Here is a 21653-nt window from a genome sequence, read left to right as displayed (position 1 = left end):
CGCCTGGCCCGGGGGGAGCCGCACGGGGTGCTGCCCAGCGCTCTGACCGCGCAGGTCCACCGAGCCCGCAGATCATTCCCGCCCGGAAGCCGCGGCGAGGTGACGGAGGCAGGAGGCGGAGGCCTTGCGGTGGGGCATGTGCGGCTCATCGCTGTAGAGCCGCATCTCCTGCGCTGCTCGATGCATGTGCTGCCAGAAACCGTGGGGCAGACCGAGGTCGTCTGCGAGATGGGCCATGCAGTCGAAGGCAAGCCCCAGTTCGTTGTGTTCCAGGAACTCCCTCGTCGTGGAGAGATCGATGCCCGGCCGGTGCATGAGGTGGGCCCGGGCCGCGTCGAGGTGGCCCCGGGTCCTTTCCAGCTCGCTATCAGAGCCTCACGATCATCGGTCATCGCATCAGTGTCGCCAGCCCCATGACTTTCCACCAGCTGATTGACGACGGCCTCCCCCCCTCGGGCCGAGGCCCCACGGCCGGGCTCGATCGACGCCGGGGCCGCCCGACGCCTGATCCGCGCCCTCCAGTTCTGAACGGCCTTCCGGCCCCGGCCGTCAGTGGCCTTTACGGCGCTCGACGTCGAAGCGGTACAGCACCACCACCAGACGCCATACCCCGACCGCCGCTCCCACCAGGGCTCCCCCGGCCAGAACATTTTTGGATGCCGAACCGGACAGGTCAAAGGCGAAAGTGAGCGGCAGCGCGACGGCGAAGGCCGCCGCAGCGAGGACCGCAGCAGTCACCAGGGCGAAGACGATCTCCACCGTCATCGCGTCCTTCTCCCACCGCGACTCGCGCCCCATGTCCATGCCGGAAGTTTCGCAGCAAGTTCAGTCCCCACCAAGGCCATTGACAGGTCCCGCCCCCGGCGGGATTCTGCGAGAGCGCTCTTCTATCGATGTAAATCGTCACCGCCGCCGTCGCCATCCGCCGTCATCGAATCCCCCCACCCAGGAGCGAGCCCATGAGCGACCCCACGCGCCAGCCCGGAAGAACCGTCCGCCGCTCGTCCGCCCTCGGCGCGCTCGCGCTGGTCGGTGCCCTCGCCGCGACGCTCTTCCTGTCGCCTCCCGGCACCGCCCAGGGCGCACCGCCCGCCCGTGAGGCGGCTCCGCAGGGGCAGACCGGCCTGCGTGCGGCCGACCCCAGCGTGTTGCGGGTGGGCAGTACGTACGTCGGCGTCCAGTCGACCGGCGGCGGCATCGTCGTACGGCAGGCGTCGTCCACGGACGGCCTGGCCACCGCGCCCGCCCGACAGGTCTGGGCCGACAGCCGGGGGCGCGGGGAGGTCTGGGCCCCCGAGATCGTCATGGACGGCGGCCGGTACTACATCTACTTCACGGCGGGCGTCGGGGCCGCCCACCGCATGTTCGTCATCAGCTCCGCCTCGCCGGACAGCGGGTACGGGGCCGAGACCCGACTCGCCCTCCCCGACGACACATGGGCCATCGACGGAACCCTGTTCACCTTCGAGGGGCAGCGCTGGTTCGTCTGGTCCGGCTGGGCGGGCGACACCAACGTCGAGCAGAACCTCTACATCGCCCGGATGGGCAGCCCCACCCGGCCCACCGGCGCACGGTACGTCATCTCACAGCCGCGCGAGAGCTGGGAGCGGGTGGTCGGCAACCCGTTCATCAACGAGAGCCCCGAGGCGATCAAGGACCCGAACGGGCAACTGCACATCGTCTACTCCGCCAACGGCAGTTGGAGCGAGCAGTACTGCCTGGCGGACCTGCGACTCCGCAAGGGCGGCGACCCCACCCACGTATGGGACTGGTACAAGTCGAACGGCTGCCTGTTCGGGTCCAACCGCGCGACGATGATGGCCGGTTGGGATCCGACGCTGTACGTGAACGGGCCCGGACACCACACCTTCGTCCTGCTCCACGGAGACATCGGCACCAGCCCGCCCGCCGGCCCCAGGTTCCCGTCGATGTACCACGCGGTCGCGAAGGGCACCCCGTACTCCTGGGCCAACCGCCACTGGTACACCGGCACGTTCGTCTGGTGGGGCGACACGACGTACTCCCGCGCCAACGTCCCCGGCCCCACGTCCGACAAGGGCTGGAGCCTGAAGTTCTTCGAGTGACGCGCCACCCCGCAGGCGTACGGGGCGCGGTACGTCACGTCTCCGCCTCGCCCCACTCCTCCACCGTCACCTCGTCGCCCACCGACAGCTTGCCCGGCCGCACCACGGCGAACTTCGTGCCGAACACCACCCCGCCCGCCGAGAAGCGCCGGTAGCCCGCGAGCGTCCGCAGCGGCTCCTGCCCGCCCCGGGCCCCGGCCTCCTGGTCGACCAGCGTGACCGCGCAGCGCACGGCGAGCTTGGTGTAGCCCAGCTCGGCCGCGCCGATGGTCGCGCGGCGGATCCGGTCCTCGGCGTGGGGTTCCGCCGCCCAGTCCTCCCCCCGGCACCCCCCGGGGAGACTGTCGACGACGACGTTCGGGCGGAAGCGGTCCATGCCCAGGGGCGGGGCGCCGCACTCGGCCAACCGCGTGTGCAGAAGGGCGAGGGAGGCGCGGGACAGCAGGTGGAGGGCGCTGCTGTCGGCGTAGCCGGAGGTGCCCGGGGTCAGCCCGTCGGTCTTCCGGTCGTGCCCCGGCGGTACGCGGACCAGACGGCTCGGGGCGCCGAGGAAGTCCGTGAGCCAGGCCGCGGCCTCGTCGCCCTGGTCGATGCCCCGGTACGTCGCGCCGAACAGGTCGACGTCGCGCTCGGGCGCGGAGGTGGTGACGTCGAGGTGCACCGCGCCGTGACCGCCCCCCGGCGCGGCGGAGGCGAGGGTGAGCCTGCTGCCGTCGGCGCTGACGGTGGGCCGGACCAGGGCGAGGCGGGGGTCGCGGCGCTGGGTGCGGTAGACCCCGTCGACGCCGACGACCATGAAACTGCGGTCGTGCGCGAGCCCCGCCGGGGTGAGGTGCGTACTGTCCACGGCCGTTCCCGCGCAGCCCTTGACGGGATAGGTGATCAGATCAACGACCGTGGCCATGCGGCCTCTCCTTCGTGACGCCCTGCCCGCGGATCCGCTGCCGCCGGGCCCGTACCGCAAGGGTGCCAGGCCGCGCGGACGGTGATCGACGGGTTTTGCGCCACACCACGGAGGTGTCTCCGCGCCGGGCCGCGTACGTCCCTGCCCCGCGCCGTGTCGGGGCAGGGACCGCGCGTCAGCAGTTCGGGATGACCGCCCCGTTGTTGTCGCGGGCCTCGTCGTTGCCCCAGCGGGAGAGGTAGTACGCGGAGACGTACGCGTTGCGGCCGTTCTTGCCCGCGTACACGACGTCGAGGTCGGTGCGCAGCCACCAGTGGTTGTACTGGGTCGCCGTGCCGACCCGCGCTCCCCACACCTTGCAGTACACGTAGTTGGTCCCGGCGTTGAGGATGCCCTGCGCGTCCGCGGTGTTGGCGGCGGCGTATCCGGTGGCGTTGGCGAAGGTGTCGACCCAGTACTTGCCGCCCCCGCCGCCACCGCAACCGTTGTCGCTGGTCAGGTACTTGCTGTAGTACGAGCCCGGATACGGGGCCAGGGAGCGGCCGTTGATCACGATGGTCTGGCCGACGCCGTTGTAGAGCTGTTCGTAGTGGATGTGGGCGCCTGAGCTGTTGCCGGTGGAACCGGTGGTGCCGATCTGCTGGCCCTGGCCGACCTGAGCACCGTTGGCGACGGAGAACGCGGCGAGGTGGAAGTAGTACGTCTTCCAGCCGCCGCCGTGCTCGATGGCGATGTAGTTGCCCGCGCCGCTCGGCTGGGAGTAGCGGTAAGCGGTCCCGCCGGCCGAGGCGAGGACCGGGGCGCCGGCCGTGCTTCCGCCGTCGGTGCGGACGAAGTCGAGGGCCTGTCTGACCTCGGCGGAGTGGTGGCTGTAGGTCCACTGCTGGCCGCAGGCGTAGGGCGCCTTGAAGTTCGGGGCGGCCGCGGCGGGGGACGCGGTGGCGGTGACGGTGAGCAGCCCTCCGAGGAGCGCGAGCAGGGCCAGGAGGCAGGTGCGGGGCGAGCGTCGCATGGGCGGGGAAGTCCTTCGGGTCGACAACCGGGCGGTGGAGCGCGAGGTGCGATGACGAAGTGCCTGGGTGCGAGTTCCGCGGCGTGAAGCGGCCGCGCGTCTACGCGAGTTGAACGGCACCAGAGTGCCGTAACCCGAGGCGGGACGACAGACCCGCGCGCCGTGCCTTTCCGGTCGGGTGCGGCACCCCCTCCCGCGTGGGGTGCGGGTTCCGGGTCCCGTCCCGGCCCGGAGGAGAGCTTGCTTCACCCGGCGGAGTGGTGTCGGCCGGTGTCTGAGGCGTTCCGGCCCCGCCTTGCTCCGGTCTCGTCGCCGTGTGCAAAACGATGAGCGCATGTCACTGAACAGCCTGCGTTCGCTGGCCCGCCGCGTGGTTCCCGTGCTGCTGGTCGCCCAAGCCGTCTTCCTCCCGTCGCAGTCCGCCTTCGCCGCCCCGCACGCGGTACGCCCGTGCGGTGCGTCCGCCGGGTGCGGCTCGGCCGTCGTCGCCCCTGTCTCCCAGGAGCCGCCGGCCCACGGCGACTGCACCAGTCCGGAACCGGTCGTGTGTCTCATCCGGAGCGAAACCCCGCAGGAACGCGAGATCGCCCGGGGGCAGCGGATGCGGTATCACGCCCTCCTTGAGGACATGGAGCGCACGAAGTGCGCCATGCGTTCCGAGGGGCGCTCGGAGGAGGACATCGCCCGCACTCTGGTCCAGATGCGCAATGACGCCAAGGACGTCGTCCGCGCCGGCATGACCCCGGACCAGATCGCGGAGCTGGAGGCCCGCAACCAGAAGAAGTACGGCAACCCGCTCGGCCCGACCGCCGACCAGCTCCACCTGAAGTACGGATCCTGGGAGAAGGTGTCGGAGGCCGCCACGCGATCGAGTGCGGCCGTGGACCGGGAGCTCGGTCTCGCCTTCCGCCACTGCTCCTGCGACGTGCTCCAGGCGGCCTGACCCGGCCTTTGCGCCGCTGAAGCGCGCCGGCCGGCCTGCTCCCGTCCTCAGGATGCGGACAGGTCGAGCACCTCTCTCCTCAAGCGGGTGTCGCGAGCGGCGACGCCCCGGGGGGCGGGCCCCCGGGGCGTCGCCCCCCGGGGGCCCCGCCCTCGCCGAATGCCCTGCTCCCCCGGTACACCCGCCCTACCTCCGGTACAACCCCTCGATCTCCCCCGAGAAGTCCCGCGCGATCGCGTCCCGTTTCAGCTTCAGCGACGGCGTCAAGTGGCCGTTCTCCTCCGTGAAGTCCACCGGCAGGACCGTGAACCTGCGGATCGACTCGGCGCGGGAGACCAGGCGGTTCGCCTCGTCCACCGCCTTCTGCAAGGACGTGCGCAGGTCCTCGTCGTGGACCAGGTCGCGCAGCGGGACGTCCTGCTTCTTGGTCATCTGGCGCCAGTGGTGGAGGCCGTCCGGTTCCAGGGTGATCAGGGCGGTGACGTACGAGCGGTTGTCGCCGACCACCATGCACTGGCTGACCAGGGGGTGGGCGCGCAGCCAGTCCTCCAGTGGGGCCGGGGTGACGTTCTTGCCGCCCGACGTGATGATGATGTCTTTCTTGCGGCCCGTGATCGTCAGGTAGCCGTCCTCGTCCAGCGCGCCCAGGTCGCCCGTCGGGAACCAGTCGTCCGCCAGCAGCGCCGGGGTCACCTCCGCCCGCTCCCCGTCCCAGTACCCCCGGAACACCTGGCCGCCCCTCAGCAGCACCTCGCCGTCCTCCGCGATGCGCACCGACGTCCCGGGCAGCGGCCAGCCCACCGTGCCCAGGCGGGGCTTGAGGGGTGGCGTCACCGTGTGGGCTGCTGTCGTCTCCGTCAGGCCGTAGCCCTCGAAGATGCCGATGCCCGCGCCCTCGTAGAAGGCGGCCAGGCGCCGGCCCAGCGGGGAGCCGCCGCAGATCACGTACCGGACCTTGCCGCCCAGCGCCGCCCGGATGCGGCGGTAGACCAGGGGGTCGTAGAGGGCTCGGGCCGCGCGCAGACCGAGGCCCGGGCCCGGGCCCGTACCGTGTTCGGCGGCCTCCACCGCCTTGCCGTAGCGCTGGGCGATCCTCGCCGCGCGGTCGAACGACGAGGCGCGGCCCATCTTCTCCGCCGTCGCCCGGCCCGTGTTGTAGACCTTCTCCAGGACGTACGGGATGGCCAGCAGGAACGTGGGGCGAAAGCCCGCCAGGTCGGCCAGGAGGTCCTCCGTCTGGATGGAGGGGGCGTGGCCCAGGCGGACCCTCGCCCGCATGCAGCCGATCGCCACCATCCGGCCGAACACGTGCGAGAGGGGGAGGAAGAGGAGTGTCGAAGCCGGTTCCTTCGAGACCGACTTGAAGACCGGGTGGAGCAGCTCGATCGCGTTGTCGACCTCGGCGAAGAAGTTGCCGTGGGTCAGGACACAGCCCTTCGGGCGGCCCGTCGTGCCCGAGGTGTAGATGAGGGTGGCCGGGCTGTGCGGTTCCAGGGTGGCCCGGCGGGCCGCGACCGCCGCGTCCGGGATGTCCTTGCCGAGGGACTTCAGGTGCCCGATCGCCCCGGTGTCGAACTGCCACAGGTGCGCCAGGTCGCCGAGCTGCTTGCGCTCCTGGCTGATCAGGCGGCCCTGCTCCTTCGTCTCCACCGCGCACGCCACCGCGCCCGAGTTCTGGAGGATCCAGCGGGCCTGGAACGCGGACGAGGTCGGGTAGATCGGCACCGTCACCAGGCCCGCCGCCCACGCCGCGAAGTCCAGCAGCGTCCACTCGTACGTCGTCCGGGCCATGATCGCGACCCGGTCCCCCGCCCGCAGCCCCTCAGCCATCAGGCCCTTCGCCACCGCGAGGACCTCGGAGGCGAACTCGGCGGCGCTCACGTCCTGCCACGCCCCCTCGGCGTCCTTCCGGCTGAGGACCGGGTCCCCCGGGGCCTCCCGGGCGTTGTCGAACGGGATCTCGGCCAGCGAGCCGCGTTCCACGACCGGCGCGAACTTCGGTACGGAGACCTCCTGGACCCGGCCGTCCGGGCCGCGCTTCTTCGTCGGCTCGATCAGGAGGGGCTGCGAAACAGCGGATGCGGGTACGGCGGAAGGTGGCGTTGACACGTGCGGCTCCTCGGTTCGGGGGTCGGGCGGGTCGGTTCGCCGGGTCGTCCGTCCGGCAGGGGGAGAAGGCAACAACTGCGTCACGCGCGCTCCAGAATCGCCGTCACCCCCTGCCCGCCCGCCGCGCAGATCGAGATCAGGCCCCGGCCCGGGCCCTCCCGCTCCGCCAGCAGCTTCGCCAGCGTCGCCACGATCCGGGCGCCCGTCGCGGCGAACGGATGGCCGGTGGCGAGGGAGGAACCGGCCACGTTCAGGCGGGTGCGGTCCACCGGGGCCAGCCCCTGCTTCTCCCAGGCGGCGAGGGTCGCCAGCACCTGGGAGGCGAACGCCTCGTGGATCTCGTACAGGTCGAAGTCCTCGATGCCGAGCCCGGCCCGTTCCAGCAGGCGCGGCACCGCGTGGGCCGGGGCCATGAGGAGGCCCTCGTCGCCGTCCACGTAGTCGACCGCGCCGGTCTCGTACAGGGAGAGGTACGCCAGCGGTTCCAGGCCCCGCTCCTCGGCCCACTCCTCGCTCGCCAGCAGGACCGTCGCCGCCCCGTCCGTCAGTGGCGTCGAATTGCCCGCCGTCATGGTGGGGTCGGGGTCGCTCGTGCCGAACACCGGCTTCAGGCGGGCCAGTTTCTCCGCAGTCGAGTCCGGGCGCAGGTTCTGGTCACGGTCCAGGCCCCGGTAGGGGACCACCAGGTCGTCCAGGAAGCCCCGTTCGTACGCGGCGGCCAGGCGCTGGTGGCTCGTCGCGGCCAGCAGGTCCTGATCCTCGCGGGTGACCGCCCAGCGGCGGGCGGTGACGGCGGCGTGGTCGCCCATCGACAGGCCGGTGCGGGGTTCGGCGTTGCGCGGGATGTCCGGGACGAGGTGGCGGGGGCGTACGGCGGCCAGGGCCGCGAGGCGGGCGCCCGTGGTCTTCGCGCGGCGGGCGGCGAGCAGGATGTGGCGCAGGTCGTCGTTGACGCCGAGCGGGGCGTCGCTCGTGGTGTCGGAGCCGCCCGCGATCGCCGAGTCGACGGACCCGAGCGCGATCTGGTCGGCGGCGGCGATGACCGCCTGGAGGCCCGTGCCGCAGGCCTGCTGGATGTCGTAGGCGGGGGTGCGCGGGTCGAGGGAGGAGCCGAGGACCGTCTCCCTCGCCAGGTTGAAGTCGCGGCTGTGCTTGAGGACCGCGCCCGCGACGAACGCCCCGACCCGTTCCCCGGCCAGTCCGTACCGCTCGACCAGGCCGTTCAGCGCGGCCGTCAGCAGGTCCTGGTTGGACGCGGTCGCGTACGGGCCGTCGGAGCGGGCGAAGGGGGTGCGGCTGCCGCCGAGCACCGCGACGCGGCGCGGCTGGGGCACGGGGAGCGGCACGAACGGGTCCTGGCGCGTCATCGTGACCATCTCGTCTCGGTCGGTCCGGGATTGTTCATCTCGACCAGCTCCTGACTCTTCAGTAACCTTACTTCAGAGTAAATCTATGACCGAGCAGGGAGTCAGGACAATGGCCGATCGCTATCTGCACCTCACCGGCACAGCACCCGGTCGCTTCCTCGCCCGCCGACTCGGCCTGCCGCAGCCCGCCCCGCTGCGCCGCTGGACCCTGGAGACCCCGCGCCTGGACGGGCCGCTGCTGCACCTGACGGCCGGCAACTCCGCGATCACCGACGAGCTGGCGAAGGCCCTGGCCGCGACCGGGCTGACGGTCGACCCGCAGGCGGCGCACCCCGCCGGGATCGTGCTGGACGCCACGGGGGTCACCTCCGCCCGGGGGCTCGCCGAGGTGCACGCGGCCCTTCACCCCGTCGTACGGTCGCAGGCTCCCGGTGGCCGGATCGTCGTCATCGGCACGCCCCCGTCCTCCGAGGACCACCATCAGGCCGCTGCCCAGCAGGCGCTGGAGGGTTTCGTCCGGTCGCTGGCCAAGGAGACCGGGCGCGGCTCCACCGCTCAGCTCGTGCGGATTCCGGCCGGGGCCGCGCCGGGAGCCGCCGAGTCCACCCTCCGCTTCCTCCTCTCCCCCCGGTCCGCCTACGTCAGCGGCCAGGTCATCGAGCTGACCACCGCCGCCCCGGACCCCGTGGCGGACCAGGACGCCCCGCTCTCCGGCCGCACCGCCCTGGTCACCGGCGCGGCGCGGGGCATCGGCGCGTCCGTCGCCTCGGTGCTGGCCCGCGACGGGGCCCACGTCATCGTGCTGGACGTCCCCCAGGCACAGGACGACCTGGTGCGCACCGCCGACCGGCTCGGGGCGACCGCGCTGCCGCTGGACATCACCGCACCCGACGCCGCCGCCCGCATCGCCGCCGCCGCACCGGACGGGCTCGACGTCCTCGTCCACAACGCGGGCATCACCCGCGACCGGCGCCTGGCCAACATGCCGGCCGACCGCTGGGCCCAGGTCATCGACGTCAACCTCGACAGCGTGCTCCGCACCACCGACGAACTGCTCACCTCGGGCACGCTGAACCGGGGCGGCCGGGTCGTCGCCACCGCGTCCATCGCGGGCATCGCGGGCAACAACGGCCAGACCAACTACGCGGCCAGCAAGGCCGGTGTCATCGGCCTCGTCCGCTCGCTCGGCCCGCGCGCCGCCGCCGGACACGGCGTCACGGTCAACGCGGTGGCCCCCGGCTTCATCGAGACGAAGATGACCGCCGCCGTTCCGCTGTTCATCCGCGAGGCGGGCCGCCGCATGAACTCCCTCTCCCAGGGCGGACTTCCGGTGGACGTCGCCGAGGCCGTCGCCTGGTTCGCGCAGCCCGGCTCCGCCGCCGTCAACGGCCAGGTGCTGCGCGTCTGCGGCCAGAGCCTGCTGGGGGCGTGAGACCGATGACCTCACTCAGCGCCTCGCTCGTGCGCGGGGCCCTCACCTCACCGTTCAAGCGTGCGGGCCGGCCGGACGCCACCGTGCCCCCGGGCCGCCTGACCCGCCCGGCCGCGCCCGTCGCACCCGGACCGCTCGCGGCCTACGGGAGGATCTGCGGGTTCGCGGAGTCCGGCCCGCTGCCGCTGACGTATCCGCATGTGCTGGCCTTTCCGCTCACCATGCGGCTGATGACCGGGCGCGCCTTCCCGCTGCCGGTCCTCGGGCTCGTCCACACCTGGATCGAGATCACCCCGCACCGGGCGGTGCAGCCCGCCGAGCCGCTCGAACTGGCCGTGTCCGCGCAGGGGTTGACCTCGCACCGGCGCGGAACCGAGGTCACGATGGCGACCGAGGCGCGGGTGGACGGGGAGCTGGTGTGGGAGTCCCGCAGCGGCTATCTGTCCCGGCATGCGACAACGGACGCGGCCGGAACCCCGCCCCGCACGGCTTCGGTCCCGGACGCCCCCGGCGACCTGCCCGCCGTCGCCGAGTGGCGGCTGCCCGGTGACCTCGGCCGGCGCTACGGGGCCGTCTCCGGGGACCGCAACCCGATCCACCTCCACCCGCTGACCGCCCGGCTGTTCGGCTTCCCCCGGGCCATCGCGCACGGCATGTGGACGGCCGCCCGCTGCCTGGCCGAGATCGGGGATGCCGCCGAAATCCGTTTCGCACGCGCCGAGTTCAGGGCTCCCGTCCTGCTGCCCGCCACCGTCACGTACGCCGCCGACACCACCGGGAACGCCTTCGCGCTGCGCGGGTCGGAGGGGCGCGTCCACCTCGTGGGAGCGGTGACGCGAGCTTCCTGAAACGGGCCCATCCGCTCCCACCGGCAGGACATCAGGAGTAGGTGCGACAGGACGAGAACGTCCTGTCGCACCGATCCTCAAGCTGTCTCATAGGACCTTGAGCACGTCCCGCACGCCAGGTCCCCGCGGTACGCGGCCATCGGCAGATGGATCGTGGTGCCGTCCCACGGCGGGCCGGGGCCGCTCACGGCACAGCCCCGAGCGGCGCGGCGCGGATGTCCGGAGCGCTGTCATCGCGCCATTCGTGGGGGCTTCTGCATCTGGAACCGGATGAGGTCCCCGGTGTGGATGTTCGGCTGGGACACCGTCTCCATTCCGATGAGGGCCTTCCGCGTGTTCCTGAGCTGTTCAAGATTTCGCGGCAGGGACCTGTCGATGGTCCTCAAGAAGGTCTTTCGGAGGAAGTCCGACTGGGCCCTTCCAGCCTTTTCGATGTTGTCGGCGGCGGAGTTCAGCGATTCCTTGAGGATCGTCCAGCTGTTGGTGGTGTTCTGCAGCGCAGTGGCCACTCCGCCCGCCTGGGCGCCGAGGTCTTCCAGTCCGGCACCGCACGCCGTCAGCAGCTTCACCCCGCTTTCGATCCGCTGCTGCTTGGCGAGGAGGTTCCTCTTCTCGTCGTAGAGATTCGCCAGCGCGATCCCGCTGCCGATGCCCCCTGCGGTGCCACCGAGAAGCAGGACACCACCACCGATGGCCACCGCAAGGCTCAGCCCGCCGGTGAGGAGGGAAGTGCAGCATCCGATGACAATGCATGCCGCACCCGCGAGAATGGCAGCCCCACTCACCCCCGCCCCGACGGTCGCGAGGGTGATCTTCGAGTTCACAGTCTCCAGTTCTCTCGCCAAGTCTCCCAGAATCCCACTCTCGCCGCCCACCATGGAGTTGATCTCCACGGCGCATTCAGTAAATTCCCGCTTGTCGTCACTGAAGGCGCTGACCATATTGTCCGTGCTGAACGCGACCCCTCGCGTCCGATCCGTGAATTCGCCCGCCTGCTCCCGCAGGTACCTCAGCGTATCCACCATGGCCTGCGGATCATGCTCATCCTTGAGAGACTCCGAGAAGGCGCCCAGGGTGACAAAGTAGTTCTCGACCTTGGACAGGAGCTCGATGGACTCGGGCTGTACCGTCCAGAGGTACTTTTTTGCATTTTCTGCCGATTTATCCAGTGCACCCTGAACCGTACCCTGAAATTTCCGGATCTTTTCGTTGTCGATGGCGCTGAAGTCCGGCTTCGGCTGCTGCATGATGCTGAGAGCATGCGTCTGCACGAGGGCGGTCAGGGACCCCTGCGCGGCCACCTCCCCTCCGATTTCCTCCTGCTTTTCCAGGGCGGCGACAAGTGCGTCACTCATAGTCTTCTCCCAGTCGTCCAGTAGCGGGTTTCAGTTTCCGGTGATCATGGCGCGCAGTCGCTCCACCTGGCTCTGGACGGTTTTCCACTTGATGACGCTCCAGCTGATCTCCGTGGCCAGCCAGGCGCCTCCGTCCTTCTTCTTCGCCTGCTCTTCCAGCGTCGCCGCGAACGAGGCGACCACCTGGGTCCAGGCGTCTGCGATCTCCTGGGCCGGACGCATCACGTCACGCACGCTGCGGCCGTAGGCACCGCATTCCGAATCGATCCTCTTCACGGTCACCAGGCCCGACTTCAAACCGGCGATCTCCCGGTAGAGCGCTTCGACCTTCGCGCGATCCCTGCGGAGCTTCTGAAGGGCGGCACCAACGGCACCGGACGTGATGTCCTCGATCCCCCCGTGCACATCCTCCGAGGATTCCGGAGCGGATTCGCCGGAGGACGGCTTGTCCGCCTTCTTGCTCTTGCCGTCGTCCTCTCCCTTCTTCTTCGCGGCGTCCTTGAAGATGTCGAGGATGGTGTCGAGGATCTTCCGTGCACCCGCGCCCACCTTGTGCGAGGCGGAGATGACGGCATCCAGGTCCTTCCGCACCTCTTCCTGCATCGCCTCCAACTCCTTGGTCTTGGCGGCGATCCTGCCGTCGTCCCCGGAGATCTTCTTGATCTCGGCATGCGTCCGGCCGGCCAGGACTTCCAGCCGGGCCTCCGTCTCCCTGGAGAACTCCCCGTACTTGTCCGCGAGATCACGGGCGTGCTGCTCGTGCTCCTCGAAAATCGGCATCAGCTCGCCCAGAAAGGAGGCCACGCTCTCCGGGGACTCCACAGACCCCTCATGCAAGCTCTGGAGCAGGTCGGCCGCCCCCGCCATCAGGACGAGCTGGTGGATCACCGAGGGGAGCTGGACACTCCGGTAGGTCCGGGCGTTGCCCCTGACCTCCTCCTGCGCCGTGTTCATGGCGTGCTCATCGCTCGGGTCCGCCGTGCCGACGGACACCTGCGCTTCGAGAACCAGGGCCCACACCTGCGCGACCTGAGCAGCGGTCACCAACTGCTCCAGGGGCTCTTCGAGTCCGACCGGGTCAAGCGAGATTCTGGCCGGAATGCTGGGGGCGAGTTGCGATGACGTCATCGTGTCTCCGTTGGATACTCAAGGAGGGGCAGGGCAGCGCAGAGCCGCCCGGTCGAGAAGGCTTCTCGACCCGGCGCTCGGATGCGCCGAACGGACGGGCCGGGAAGAGGAACGGTCAGGAGGCCGGAGGGTGGCGGACGATCGTGTCCTCGCACGGTCCCCCGGTGCGGACCACCTCGGCGCGGGTGTTCCACCCGACGCCCGGATCGTCGCCGGAACTGCCGTGCGTGACCGATGAGCGGGCGCGACCGGTTCGGTCCTCCTCCGTGACCGGCACCAGGCCAACCGCGTCGGCCGGCGCCGTCAACTCCGCCGCGGGGGCCGTCTCCACGGAAGGAGGCGAGAGGAGGGGAACGGGGGTGAGGGAGGGTGCGCCGAGGCCACAGCGTTCTTGATCACTATGGCGTTCTATCGGCCGCGCGCCATTCCGCGAAGCCTTTTGCCCCGTGCTCCCCCACCCGGGGGAGGGGGTTCACCGCAGAAACGGTCCGCCGCGCTCCGCCGCTCCGAGGCGGAGCGGGATCACTCAGCCTTCGGTGCGTCAGTGGCAACGGCACGGAGGCGGATGCGGAGGCGGATGCGGATGGCGAAGCCGACGGCAGCGAAGTCCTCGTCCTCCGGCGGCTTCCGACAGCCGTGGCCCCGCAGGGGGCGCGTCCGTCTCGTGCGCGCGGGGACGCGGAAGGATCAGGCGGCCGGGGGCGTCCACGGCCGGGCGTGCATCAGGTTCTCCAGGCCCGCCCAGGCGAAGTTCATCAGGGTCGCCGCGGCCTCCCGCGCCGAGACGTCCGGGGTGTCGTTGGCCCAGCCCGCCAGCGACTCCGCGGCCCCCACCAGGGCCTGGGCGAGGCCCGCCACATCGCGGTCCGCGAGGGCGGGGTCGCTGTGGGCCTCGCGGGCGGCGGCCCCGATCAGGCCCGTCACGAACGCGACGATCTCGTCCCGCATGGAGCCGACCTCGCTGACGAACGGCTCCCCGTGCGAGCGGGCCTGCCGGTGCAGGACCGACCAGGCGTCCGGGTTCTCGGCGGTGTGGACGAAGAACGCCCGCAGCCCCGCCCACAGTTGGGCGTCGGCGGGCAGCCCCGGGTCCACCCCGGCCCGCACCGCCTCCAGCAGGGACTGCGCCTCACGGCGGATGCAGGCGGAGAACAGGTCCTCCTTGGAATTCAGGTACAGGTAGACCAACGGCTTGGAGACGCCCGCCAGCTCCGCGATCTCGTCCATCGAGGCGGCCCGGTAGCCGCGCTGCCCGAAGGTCCGCACGGCGGCGTCCATCATCTGCTGCTCGCGCACGGCGCGCGGCATCCGCTTGCTCTTCACTGCACCCACGTCCGGCTTCCTCCCCCGCCCCCACTGCCCTGCTCCGCTTCCCACCCTACGGCGGCGGGCGGCCGGGCGTCGCAGGGAGCGATCAGGGGGACGGCCGGATGATCCGGCCCCGAGCGGCGTCATACCCCGGTCCTACACGGTTCCGACCGCCGTCCGACGCGGGCCGCCCGGGCCGCTGCCTAGCGTTGCGAGCATGACGATCTCCCTTCGCAACCGACGGGCCGGGGCCGCCGCGACCGCCACGGCACTGGCGCTGGCCTCCCTGGCCGCACTCGCCGGAACGGCCGCCTCGGCCTCGGCGTCCGACCGGCCGACGGCGACAGCGACAGCGCCAAAGCCGCTTCCGGCGCCGGCGCCTGCAACTGCGCCTGCGACTGCGACTGCGACGGAAGCGGAAACGGCTTTGGCGCCTGCGTCGGCCGCCGCCCCCAAGGCCGCCTCCCCGGCCGCGCCCGCCTCGCCCGCCTCCGGCAACCCCGCCTCGGTCTCCGCGCTCACGCTCCCGCGCCCCACCGGCCCGTACGCCGCCGGCCGCGACACCCTCTTCCTCACCGATCACGGGCGCGCCGACCCCTGGGTGCCGGCCGCCGGGCCGCGCCGGTTGCTGGTGTCTCTGCACTACCCGGCCCGGCCCGGCAGCGGCGGTGAGCCCGCCCCGTACATGCCGGAGGCGGAGGCGCGGCCGATGCTCGCGCAGCGCGGACTCGACGACCCCGAGTGGCCCGGCCTGGTCGCCGCCACCCGCACCCATTCCCGTACGGCCGCCCGGCCGGCCCCGGGACGCTTCCCGCTGGTTCTGCTCTCCCCCGGCTTCGGTACGCCCCGGGCCACGCTGACCGGGCTCGCGGAGGAACTGGCGAGCCGGGGGTACGTCGTGGCGACGGCGGACCACGCGTACGAGTCGACCGGTACGGAGCTGCCCGACGGGCGGGTCCTCCCCTGTGCCGCCTGTGACGAGGTGGACGCGCAACCGGACGAGGCCGGGCGGCGCAGGGTGCTGGCCGCCGTCGCCGGCGGGCGGGCCGCCGACTTCTCGTTCCTGCTGGACCGGTTGACGGGGCCGCGCCCGGCCTGGCGGCACGCCGGGACGATCGACCCGCGGCGGGTGGGCATGGCGGGCCACTCCATCGGGGGCAACGCGGCCGCCTCCACGATGGCCGCCGACCGGCGGGTGGACGCGGGCGTCACCATGGACGGGACGTTCTTCGACCCGCTCCCGGCCCGGGGGCTGGACCGGCGGCCGTTCCTGATGCTGGGGACCGAGGCGGGGCACGCTCCCGGCGCCGACACGTCCTGGGACGAGGGCTGGGACCGGCTGGACGGCTTCAAGCGCTGGCTGACGGTCCGGGACTCCGGGCACTTCACCTTCACGGACACCCCGGTGATCGGGGAGCAGCTGGGCATCGTGGATCCGGCCGTCCCGCTCTCCGCGGCCCGTTCGACCACGATCACCCGCGCCTATGTGACCGCGTTCTTCGACCGGAGCCTGCGCGGCCGGCCCGCCCGGCTGCTGGACGGCCCGGCCCCGGCCCATCCCGAGGTGCTCTTCCGGCACCCCTGACGGGGGAGGCCACGACAGCGCCCCCGGGCCGTCCACGTACGGATACGTGGTGGCCCGGGGGCGTTGTCGTGTCCGCCGGTGCGCTACGCGGTGGCGGGCACCGCGGTCTTCGGCTCCGCGTCGCGGATCTCTTCGCGGTCGGCGTCGTCGCCGAAGGAGTCGATCGGGGAGGGCGAGGCGGAGTTGTACGCGTCGTGGTCGAGGATCTTCTCGCGGGCCGCGACGATCACCGGGACCAGCGCCTGGCCGGCCACGTTGGTGGCGGTGCGCATCATGTCCAGGATCGGGTCGATGGCCATGAGCAGGCCGACGCCCTCCAGCGGGAGGCCCAGCGTGGACAGGGTGAGGGTCAGCATGACCGTCGCGCCGGTGAGTCCGGCGGTGGCCGCCGAGCCGATCACCGAGACGAAGGCGATCAGGAGGTAGTCGCCGATGCCCAGCTGCACGTCGAAGATCTGCGCGATGAAGATCGCCGCCAGCGCGGGGTAGATCGCGGCGCAGCCGTCCATCTTCGTGGTCGCGCCGAACGGCACGGCGAACGAGGCGTACTCCTTCGGGACGCCGAGGCGCTCGGTGACCCGCTGGGTGACCGGCATGGTGCCGACCGAGGAGCGGGAGACGAAGGCCAGCTGGATCGCGGGCCAGGCGCCCTTGAAGAACTGGAGCGGGCTGATCTTGGCGACGGTGGCCAGGAGCAGCGGGTAGACGCCGAACATCACCAGGGCGCAGCCGATGTAGACGTCGGCGGTGAACGTCGCGTACTTGCCGATGAGGTCCCAGCCGTAGTCGGCGATGGCGTAGCCGATGAGGCCGACGGTGCCGATCGGGGCGAGGCGGATGACCCACCACAGGGCCTTCTGGAGCAGCTCCAGGATCGCCTGGCTGAGGGTGAGGATCGGCTTGGCCCTGTCGCCGAGCTTGAGGGCGGCGATACCGGCGACGGCGGCCATGAAGACGATCTGGAGCACGTTCAGCTCGGTGAACGGCGTGATCACGTCACCGGGGACGATGCCGGTCAGGAAGTCGATCCAGCTGCCCTTGGTCTCGGAGAGCGCGCCGTCCTTCGGCGTCAGGCCGGTGCCCGAGCCCGGGTTGGTGACCAGACCGATCGTGAGGCCGATGGCGACCGCGATCAGCGAGGTGATCATGAACCAGAGCAGGGTGCGGGTGGCCAGCCGGGCGGCGTTGTTGACCTGCCGCAGGTTGGTGATCGACACGAGGATCGCGAAGAAGACCAGCGGGGCGACGGCCAGCTTCAGCAGTTGGACGAAGAGCGAGCCGATCTCGTCGAGGGTGGTGACGAGCCAGCCGAGGTCCTGGCTGCGGGCCAGCCAGCCGAGCAGCACACCGAGGACCAGACCGGTGACGATCTGGGCCCAGAACGGGACCTTGGGTATACGGGGACGGGACCCGGAGCCGGAGCCTGTGGGCTGCTCGGCCTCGGGGGCGGTGGACGCGGGGTTCGCGGACACGGACACACTCCAGTGAGGACGCATCGGGACACACGGAAGCCATCCGTGCGGTCGTGCGATGGAACGGGGACGGGGTCGCGGCGCCCGCGTCGAGGGGCGGCGCCGCTGCATGATGCCGTATCAGACCTGGCGGCAACAGACCGCGGACATACAGCGGCAGAGGTCGACATGCAGGCGCGCCACGAGCGGGGGGCTCGCGGCATGACGGAGGCGCACAGCTGTCTTCACATTGAATACGTTAACACTTGAACTTTGAGAACCTCAAAGTCCTTCTTTGGCTCAGGGGCGCCGTTCCCGCCCCGCACCTGTCCGGAAAACGCCGCGGACCCCGTGCTGGAGCGGTTCGCTCCGGTACGGGGTCCGGCAGAGAGGAAGGGGTCGCGCGGCGCGCGTGTGAGGAACCTTACTGAACGGCGTCCTCGCGGGTGCGGTTGGCGTCCAGGCGGGCCTTGGTGCGGTCGACGCCGGCGACGATCTGCTGGGACATCTCGTCGCGCTGCTTGCGCAGCAGTACATAGCTGAGCGGGGCGGAGAGGACGAGGCCGAGGAGGATCACCCAGATCATGTTGGAGCCGCCGAGGCCCGAGGGGATCAGCCCGAAGTGGACGGCGACACCGGCGACGAAGAAGCAGCCGACGAAGATCAGCAGACGCAACGCCGTGTAACGGATCATCGCGCTCGGCTTGGCAGCGGACACGGCTGGCCCTCTCTTCCCATGGACTGTCGGCACACTTCTGCCCGTCCAGTGAAGCATGGCCCGAATTCTCTCGGTTCAGGGGGTTGCCGCGGCTCCCAGTGGCAGCAGCATGATGATGTCCTCCCGGTCGTCGCCGGGGGCGAGGCGGATGGCGTCCGGGACCCGGCCGACCTCCTTGTAGCCGCAGCCGGTGTAGAAGCGGTCGTTGCCGGTGCCGCCCCGGCAGGTGAGCCGGATGGCCTCGATGCCCTCGATGGAGCGCGCGGCGTCGGCTGCGGCCGCCATGAGATCGCGGCCGCAGCCCTGGCCCTGGAGGCGGGGGTGGACCATGACCGTGTAGAGCCACAGCCAGTGCTTCATCAGCCGGTGCTCGTTGAGCGTGAGGAAGGCCGTGGCGACGACCGCGCCGTCCTCGTCCCGGCCGACCAGGAGCCTGACCGTGCCCCTCTCCATGGCGGCGAGGTGCTTGAGCAGATCGGGCCGGACCTCCTCGGGGGTGACGGGCGGTACGAAGCCGACGGCTCCGCCCGCGTTGGTCACATCGGCCCACAGGGCGGTGATGCCGTCACGGAGATCGGGGGTGAAGGAGGGATCGAACTCAAAGGTAAGGGCCATAGTGCAACAGTAAGCATTACTCCGAGGGTGGCTCAACCTCGTCCGGACCATGCGAAAGCCCCGGCCGGGGACGGCGGCCGGGGCTTCGTGCATCACGGGACGCACCTCAGACGTACGTCACGGGACACACCTCAGACGCGCATCGGCTGCGGCGACTCGCGCAGGTCCGCGTCCGGGCCCGGGTACTCGCGCAGGATCTCGTACCGGGTGTTCCGCTCGACCGGCCGGAAACCGGCGTCGCGGATCAGGTCGAGCAGGTCGTCGCGGCCGAGCTTGTTCGGCGTACCGAAGTCGTCGGCGTCGTGCGTGATCTTGTACTCGACGACCGAGCCGTCCATGTCGTCCGCGCCGTGCTGGAGCGCGAGCTGGGCGGTCTGCACGCCATGCATCACCCAGAACACCTTCACGTGCGGGACGTTGTCGAAGAGGAGACGGGAGACCGCGAAGGTCTTCAGCGCCTCCGCGCCGGTCGCCATCGTCGTGCGCGCCTGGAGCTTGTTGCGGACCTTGCCGTCCTTCATGTCCACGAAGTCGTGCTGGTAGCGCAGCGGGATGAAGACCTGGAAGCCGCCGGTCTCGTCCTGCATCTCCCGCAGCCGCAGCACGTGGTCGACGCGGTGACGGTGCTCCTCGATGTGCCCGTACAGCATCGTCGCGGGGGTCTTGAGCCCCTTCTCGTGCGCGAGGCGGTGGATGCGCGACCAGTCCTCCCAGTGGGTGCGGTGGTCGACGATGTGCTGGCGGACCTCCCAGTCGAAGATCTCCGCGCCGCCGCCGGTCAGCGATTCGAGACCGGCCTCGATCAGCTCGTCGAGGATCTCGGAGGCCGAGAGCCCGGAGATCGTCTCGAAGTGGTGGATCTCCGTCGCCGTGAACGCCTTCAGCGCCACGTCCGGCAGGGCTTCCTTCAGCGCGCTGAGCGAGCGCGGGTAGTAGCGCCACGGGAGGGTCGGGTGGAGGCCGTTGACGATGTGGAGCTCGGTGAGGTTCTCGTTCTCCATCGCCTTGGCGAGGCGGACGGCCTCCTCGATGCGCATCGTGTACGCGTCCTTCTCGCCCGGCTTGCGCTGGAACGAGCAGTACGCGCACGAGGCGGTGCACACGTTCGTCATGTTGAGGTGACGGTTGACGTTGAAGTGCACCACGTCGCCGTTCTTGCGCGTGCGCACCTCGTGCGCCAGGCCGCCCAGCCACGCCAGGTCGTCGGACGCGTACAGGGCGATCCCGTCCTCGCGGGTCAGCCGCTCGCCGGCCCGGACCTTCTCCTCCAGCTCGCGCTTGAGTCCCGCGTCCACTAGGCCGCCTCCCATATCTCCGTGTATCAGACTCCGACCAACCGTACGCCTACGACTCTTCCGGGAGTTCCCCGACCCGGTTCTCCCACTTGGTGGAGAGCACGATCGTCGTGCGCGTCCGCGAGACGCCCTTCGTGCCGCTGAGGCGGCGGATCGTCTTCTCCAGGCCGTCCACGTCGCCGACGCGCACCTTGAGCATGTACGAGTCGTCGCCCGCGATGAACCAGCAGTCCTCGATCTCCGCGAGGTCCTTGAGGCGGTGCGCCACGTCCTCGTGGTCGGCGGCGTCCGAGAGCGAGATCCCGATCAGCGCGGTGACGCCGAGGCCCAGCGACGCGGAGTCGACGGTGGCGCGGTAGCCGGTGATGACACCGGCGGTTTCCAGCCGGTTGATGCGGTCGGTGACGCTGGGCCCGGAGAGCCCCACGAGCCGTCCCAGCTCGGCGTACGAGGCCCTGCCGTTCTCCCTGAGGGCCTGGATGAGCTGCCTGTCCACCGCGTCCATATGACTGAAACCTTCCATTGTTCAGCAGTACCGCGAGTTTACGTGTAGAATCTAAGGCATGCAGGGCCGACACCCTGCAAATCTTCTAGAACATCCAAGAAACGCTTTCGAATCTTCAGGAGTGAACTTCACCGTGTACACGATCGAGATGGCCTACGCCCGGATGCGCGAGCTGCAGGACCTGGCCAACCGCTCGCGTGCCCACCAGCCCGCCGCCGCGCACCGCGTCGACAAGACCCGCTCCCCGCGCTCGCACAAGAAGCGCTGACCCGGGCCTCTCACCCCTCGGGGCTGCGGGAGCCGCCACCGAGCTCTCCCTCCCAGCGGCGGTACAGCCGGTGTTCCACCCCGGCCGCGTCCAGCACCCGCCCCGCGACGAAATCCACCAGGTCCTGGATGTGCGTCGCGCCCGCGTAGAACGCCGGAGAGGCGGGCAGCACGACCGCGCCCGCCTCGTCCAGGGCCACCATCTGCTTCAGCGTCTGGCCGCTCAGCGGGGTCTCGCGCACCGCGACGACGAGCGGGCGGCGCTCCTTGAGCGTCACGCTCGCGGCCCGCTGGAGCAGATCCTTCGACAGACCGAGCGCCACTCCGGCCACACAGGCCGTCGAGGCCGGCACGATGAGCATCCCCTTCGCCGGGTACGACCCGGAGGACGGCCCGGCGGCCAGATCCCCGGCCGGCCAGTGGCGTACGCGCTCCAGCTCCGCGTCCCCCACCGCGAAGGCGTCCGGCTTCCCGTCGGCGCCGCGATCCAGCCAGACCCGCAGGTCCTCGCGCCAGTGCCCGTCCCGGAAGGCGATGCCCGTCTCGTCCAGCAACGTGAGGCGCGAGGCCCGGCTCACCACCAGGTCGACGCTCTCGCCGGCCGCCAGGAGCCCGCGCAGGACGGCGGCCGCGAACGGGGTACCCGAAGCACCGGAGACCCCGACAATCCAAGGCCGTCGCCGCTGTTGAGTCATTGAAGTCCTGGATTCCACACCCGCGAGCCTAT

At 70.9% G+C, this 21653-nt stretch carries 22 protein-coding genes; 6 read left to right on the top strand and 16 right to left on the bottom strand.

The features are described from left to right. Positions 1-72: 72 nt before the first annotated feature. Positions 73-315, bottom strand: coding sequence for a hypothetical protein (locus tag IE145_RS33365; protein ID WP_229825499.1), 243 nt, complete (start codon positions 313-315; stop codon positions 73-75). 234 nt (positions 316-549) lie between these two features. Further along, entirely contained in the window at positions 550-804 is a 255-nt protein-coding gene (locus IE145_RS11135) for a DUF6332 family protein (protein ID WP_189520756.1), read from the bottom strand. A gap of 155 nt (positions 805-959) precedes the next feature. Here IE145_RS11135 and IE145_RS11130 point away from each other — a divergent pair, with 155 nt between their 5' ends. Further along, positions 960-2084: a glycoside hydrolase family 43 protein gene (locus IE145_RS11130; RefSeq protein WP_189520755.1), complete on the top strand. Its 1125-nt coding sequence runs from the start codon at positions 960-962 to the stop codon at positions 2082-2084. A 34-nt stretch (positions 2085-2118) separates the two neighbouring features. Here IE145_RS11130 and IE145_RS11125 read toward each other — a convergent pair whose 3' ends face one another. Both IE145_RS11125 and IE145_RS11120 read right to left on the bottom strand, forming a co-directional pair. After that, positions 2119-2988 carry an MOSC domain-containing protein gene (locus IE145_RS11125; RefSeq protein WP_189520754.1) on the bottom strand — a complete coding sequence of 290 codons (870 nt, stop codon included), beginning with the start codon at positions 2986-2988 and terminating at the stop codon, positions 2119-2121. Positions 2989-3163: 175 nt separating this feature from the next. Next, a complete protein-coding gene (locus tag IE145_RS11120) occupies positions 3164-4000 on the bottom strand; it encodes a M23 family metallopeptidase (RefSeq protein WP_189520753.1) in 837 nt (278 codons plus the stop codon). 334 nt (positions 4001-4334) lie between these two features. Here IE145_RS11120 and IE145_RS11115 point away from each other — a divergent pair, with 334 nt between their 5' ends. After that, complete coding sequence (locus tag IE145_RS11115; RefSeq protein WP_189520752.1) at positions 4335-4943, top strand: hypothetical protein; 609 nt, start codon at positions 4335-4337, stop codon at positions 4941-4943. 186 nt (positions 4944-5129) lie between these two features. Here the strand turns inward: IE145_RS11115 and IE145_RS11110 are convergent, their stop codons facing one another. Together IE145_RS11110 and IE145_RS11105 are read right to left on the bottom strand one after the other, a co-directional pair. Beyond that, the gene (locus tag IE145_RS11110) at positions 5130-7052 is read right to left on the bottom strand and encodes an AMP-dependent synthetase/ligase (protein WP_189520751.1); all 1923 of its coding nucleotides are present in this window, start codon (positions 7050-7052) and stop codon (positions 5130-5132) included. Positions 7053-7132: 80 nt separating this feature from the next. After that, positions 7133-8428, bottom strand: a complete 1296-nt coding sequence (locus IE145_RS11105; protein ID WP_189520750.1) for an acetyl-CoA C-acetyltransferase — start codon at positions 8426-8428, stop codon at positions 7133-7135. 100 nt (positions 8429-8528) lie between these two features. Between IE145_RS11105 and IE145_RS11100 the strand changes: the two genes are divergently transcribed. Together IE145_RS11100 and IE145_RS11095 are read left to right on the top strand one after the other, a co-directional pair. Next, entirely contained in the window at positions 8529-9851 is a 1323-nt protein-coding gene (locus IE145_RS11100) for a 3-oxoacyl-ACP reductase (RefSeq protein WP_189520874.1), read from the top strand. A 5-nt stretch (positions 9852-9856) separates the two neighbouring features. Then, positions 9857-10699: a MaoC family dehydratase gene (locus tag IE145_RS11095; RefSeq protein WP_189520749.1), complete on the top strand. Its 843-nt coding sequence runs from the start codon at positions 9857-9859 to the stop codon at positions 10697-10699. A 230-nt stretch (positions 10700-10929) separates the two neighbouring features. On the opposite strand, the gene IE145_RS11090 is transcribed toward IE145_RS11095, so the two are convergent. The 4 genes from IE145_RS11090 to IE145_RS11075 form a co-directional block, all read right to left on the bottom strand. Next, positions 10930-12054, bottom strand: a complete 1125-nt coding sequence (locus tag IE145_RS11090) for an HBL/NHE enterotoxin family protein (protein ID WP_189520748.1) — start codon at positions 12052-12054, stop codon at positions 10930-10932. A gap of 30 nt (positions 12055-12084) precedes the next feature. Further along, complete coding sequence (locus IE145_RS11085) at positions 12085-13182, bottom strand: hypothetical protein (RefSeq protein WP_189520747.1); 1098 nt, start codon at positions 13180-13182, stop codon at positions 12085-12087. Positions 13183-13297: 115 nt separating this feature from the next. After that, entirely contained in the window at positions 13298-13513 is a 216-nt protein-coding gene (locus IE145_RS11080; RefSeq protein ID WP_229825498.1) for a hypothetical protein, read from the bottom strand. A gap of 356 nt (positions 13514-13869) precedes the next feature. Further along, positions 13870-14514, bottom strand: a complete 645-nt coding sequence (locus tag IE145_RS11075) for a TetR/AcrR family transcriptional regulator (protein ID WP_107412025.1) — start codon at positions 14512-14514, stop codon at positions 13870-13872. A 403-nt stretch (positions 14515-14917) separates the two neighbouring features. Between IE145_RS11075 and IE145_RS11070 the strand changes: the two genes are divergently transcribed. After that, complete coding sequence (locus tag IE145_RS11070) at positions 14918-16075, top strand: alpha/beta hydrolase family protein (protein WP_444545676.1); 1158 nt, start codon at positions 14918-14920, stop codon at positions 16073-16075. 83 nt (positions 16076-16158) lie between these two features. Here IE145_RS11070 and IE145_RS11065 read toward each other — a convergent pair whose 3' ends face one another. The 5 genes from IE145_RS11065 to IE145_RS11045 all read right to left on the bottom strand — a co-directional run bounded on the left by IE145_RS11065 (position 16159) and on the right by IE145_RS11045 (position 20659). Then, positions 16159-17547: a dicarboxylate/amino acid:cation symporter gene (locus tag IE145_RS11065; protein ID WP_189520745.1), complete on the bottom strand. Its 1389-nt coding sequence runs from the start codon at positions 17545-17547 to the stop codon at positions 16159-16161. 403 nt (positions 17548-17950) lie between these two features. After that, entirely contained in the window at positions 17951-18244 is a 294-nt protein-coding gene (locus tag IE145_RS11060) for a DUF4229 domain-containing protein (RefSeq protein ID WP_010071144.1), read from the bottom strand. A 75-nt stretch (positions 18245-18319) separates the two neighbouring features. Then, positions 18320-18859 carry a GNAT family N-acetyltransferase gene (locus IE145_RS11055; RefSeq protein WP_189520744.1) on the bottom strand — a complete coding sequence of 180 codons (540 nt, stop codon included), beginning with the start codon at positions 18857-18859 and terminating at the stop codon, positions 18320-18322. Between the two features lie 131 nt (positions 18860-18990). Beyond that, positions 18991-20154 (bottom strand): aminofutalosine synthase MqnE, encoded by a 1164-nt coding sequence (gene mqnE / locus IE145_RS11050; RefSeq protein ID WP_010063934.1) that lies wholly within the window; start codon positions 20152-20154, stop codon positions 18991-18993. Between the two features lie 49 nt (positions 20155-20203). After that, positions 20204-20659, bottom strand: a complete 456-nt coding sequence (locus IE145_RS11045) for an Lrp/AsnC family transcriptional regulator (protein WP_030803885.1) — start codon at positions 20657-20659, stop codon at positions 20204-20206. A gap of 121 nt (positions 20660-20780) precedes the next feature. Here IE145_RS11045 and IE145_RS11040 point away from each other — a divergent pair, with 121 nt between their 5' ends. Continuing rightward, positions 20781-20927 (top strand): hypothetical protein, encoded by a 147-nt coding sequence (locus tag IE145_RS11040; RefSeq protein WP_164873450.1) that lies wholly within the window; start codon positions 20781-20783, stop codon positions 20925-20927. A 10-nt stretch (positions 20928-20937) separates the two neighbouring features. On the opposite strand, the gene IE145_RS11035 is transcribed toward IE145_RS11040, so the two are convergent. Then, positions 20938-21621: a UbiX family flavin prenyltransferase gene (locus IE145_RS11035; RefSeq protein WP_024263619.1), complete on the bottom strand. Its 684-nt coding sequence runs from the start codon at positions 21619-21621 to the stop codon at positions 20938-20940. Between the last annotated feature and the right edge of the window lie 32 nt (positions 21622-21653).

The sequence above is a fragment of the Streptomyces sindenensis genome (assembly GCF_014649035.1).
GTDB classification, from domain to species: domain Bacteria; phylum Actinomycetota; class Actinomycetes; order Streptomycetales; family Streptomycetaceae; genus Streptomyces; species Streptomyces sindenensis.
The sequence above is the reverse complement of the archived record's forward strand: the minus strand, read 5'-3'. Positions and strand labels throughout refer to the sequence as shown.

What these genes read in the sequence shown, in the direction of transcription:
- IE145_RS33365 (WP_229825499.1), bottom strand. Translation starts at nt 315, where the DNA reads ATGCACCGGCCGGGCATCGATCTCTCCACGACGAGGGAGTTCCTGGAA.
- IE145_RS11135 (WP_189520756.1), bottom strand. Translation starts at nt 804, where the DNA reads ATGGACATGGGGCGCGAGTCGCGGTGGGAGAAGGACGCGATGACGGTG.
- IE145_RS11130 (WP_189520755.1), top strand. Translation starts at nt 960, where the DNA reads ATGAGCGACCCCACGCGCCAGCCCGGAAGAACCGTCCGCCGCTCGTCC.
- IE145_RS11125 (WP_189520754.1), bottom strand. Translation starts at nt 2,988, where the DNA reads ATGGCCACGGTCGTTGATCTGATCACCTATCCCGTCAAGGGCTGCGCG.
- IE145_RS11120 (WP_189520753.1), bottom strand. Translation starts at nt 4,000, where the DNA reads ATGCGACGCTCGCCCCGCACCTGCCTCCTGGCCCTGCTCGCGCTCCTC.
- IE145_RS11115 (WP_189520752.1), top strand. Translation starts at nt 4,335, where the DNA reads ATGTCACTGAACAGCCTGCGTTCGCTGGCCCGCCGCGTGGTTCCCGTG.
- IE145_RS11105 (WP_189520750.1), bottom strand. Translation starts at nt 8,428, where the DNA reads ATGGTCACGATGACGCGCCAGGACCCGTTCGTGCCGCTCCCCGTGCCC.
- IE145_RS11100 (WP_189520874.1), top strand. Translation starts at nt 8,529, where the DNA reads ATGGCCGATCGCTATCTGCACCTCACCGGCACAGCACCCGGTCGCTTC.
- IE145_RS11095 (WP_189520749.1), top strand. Translation starts at nt 9,857, where the DNA reads ATGACCTCACTCAGCGCCTCGCTCGTGCGCGGGGCCCTCACCTCACCG.
- IE145_RS11090 (WP_189520748.1), bottom strand. Translation starts at nt 12,054, where the DNA reads ATGAGTGACGCACTTGTCGCCGCCCTGGAAAAGCAGGAGGAAATCGGA.
- IE145_RS11085 (WP_189520747.1), bottom strand. Translation starts at nt 13,182, where the DNA reads ATGACGTCATCGCAACTCGCCCCCAGCATTCCGGCCAGAATCTCGCTT.
- IE145_RS11055 (WP_189520744.1), bottom strand. Translation starts at nt 18,859, where the DNA reads ATGGCCCTTACCTTTGAGTTCGATCCCTCCTTCACCCCCGATCTCCGT.
- IE145_RS11045 (WP_030803885.1), bottom strand. Translation starts at nt 20,659, where the DNA reads ATGGACGCGGTGGACAGGCAGCTCATCCAGGCCCTCAGGGAGAACGGC.
- IE145_RS11035 (WP_024263619.1), bottom strand. Translation starts at nt 21,621, where the DNA reads ATGACTCAACAGCGGCGACGGCCTTGGATTGTCGGGGTCTCCGGTGCT.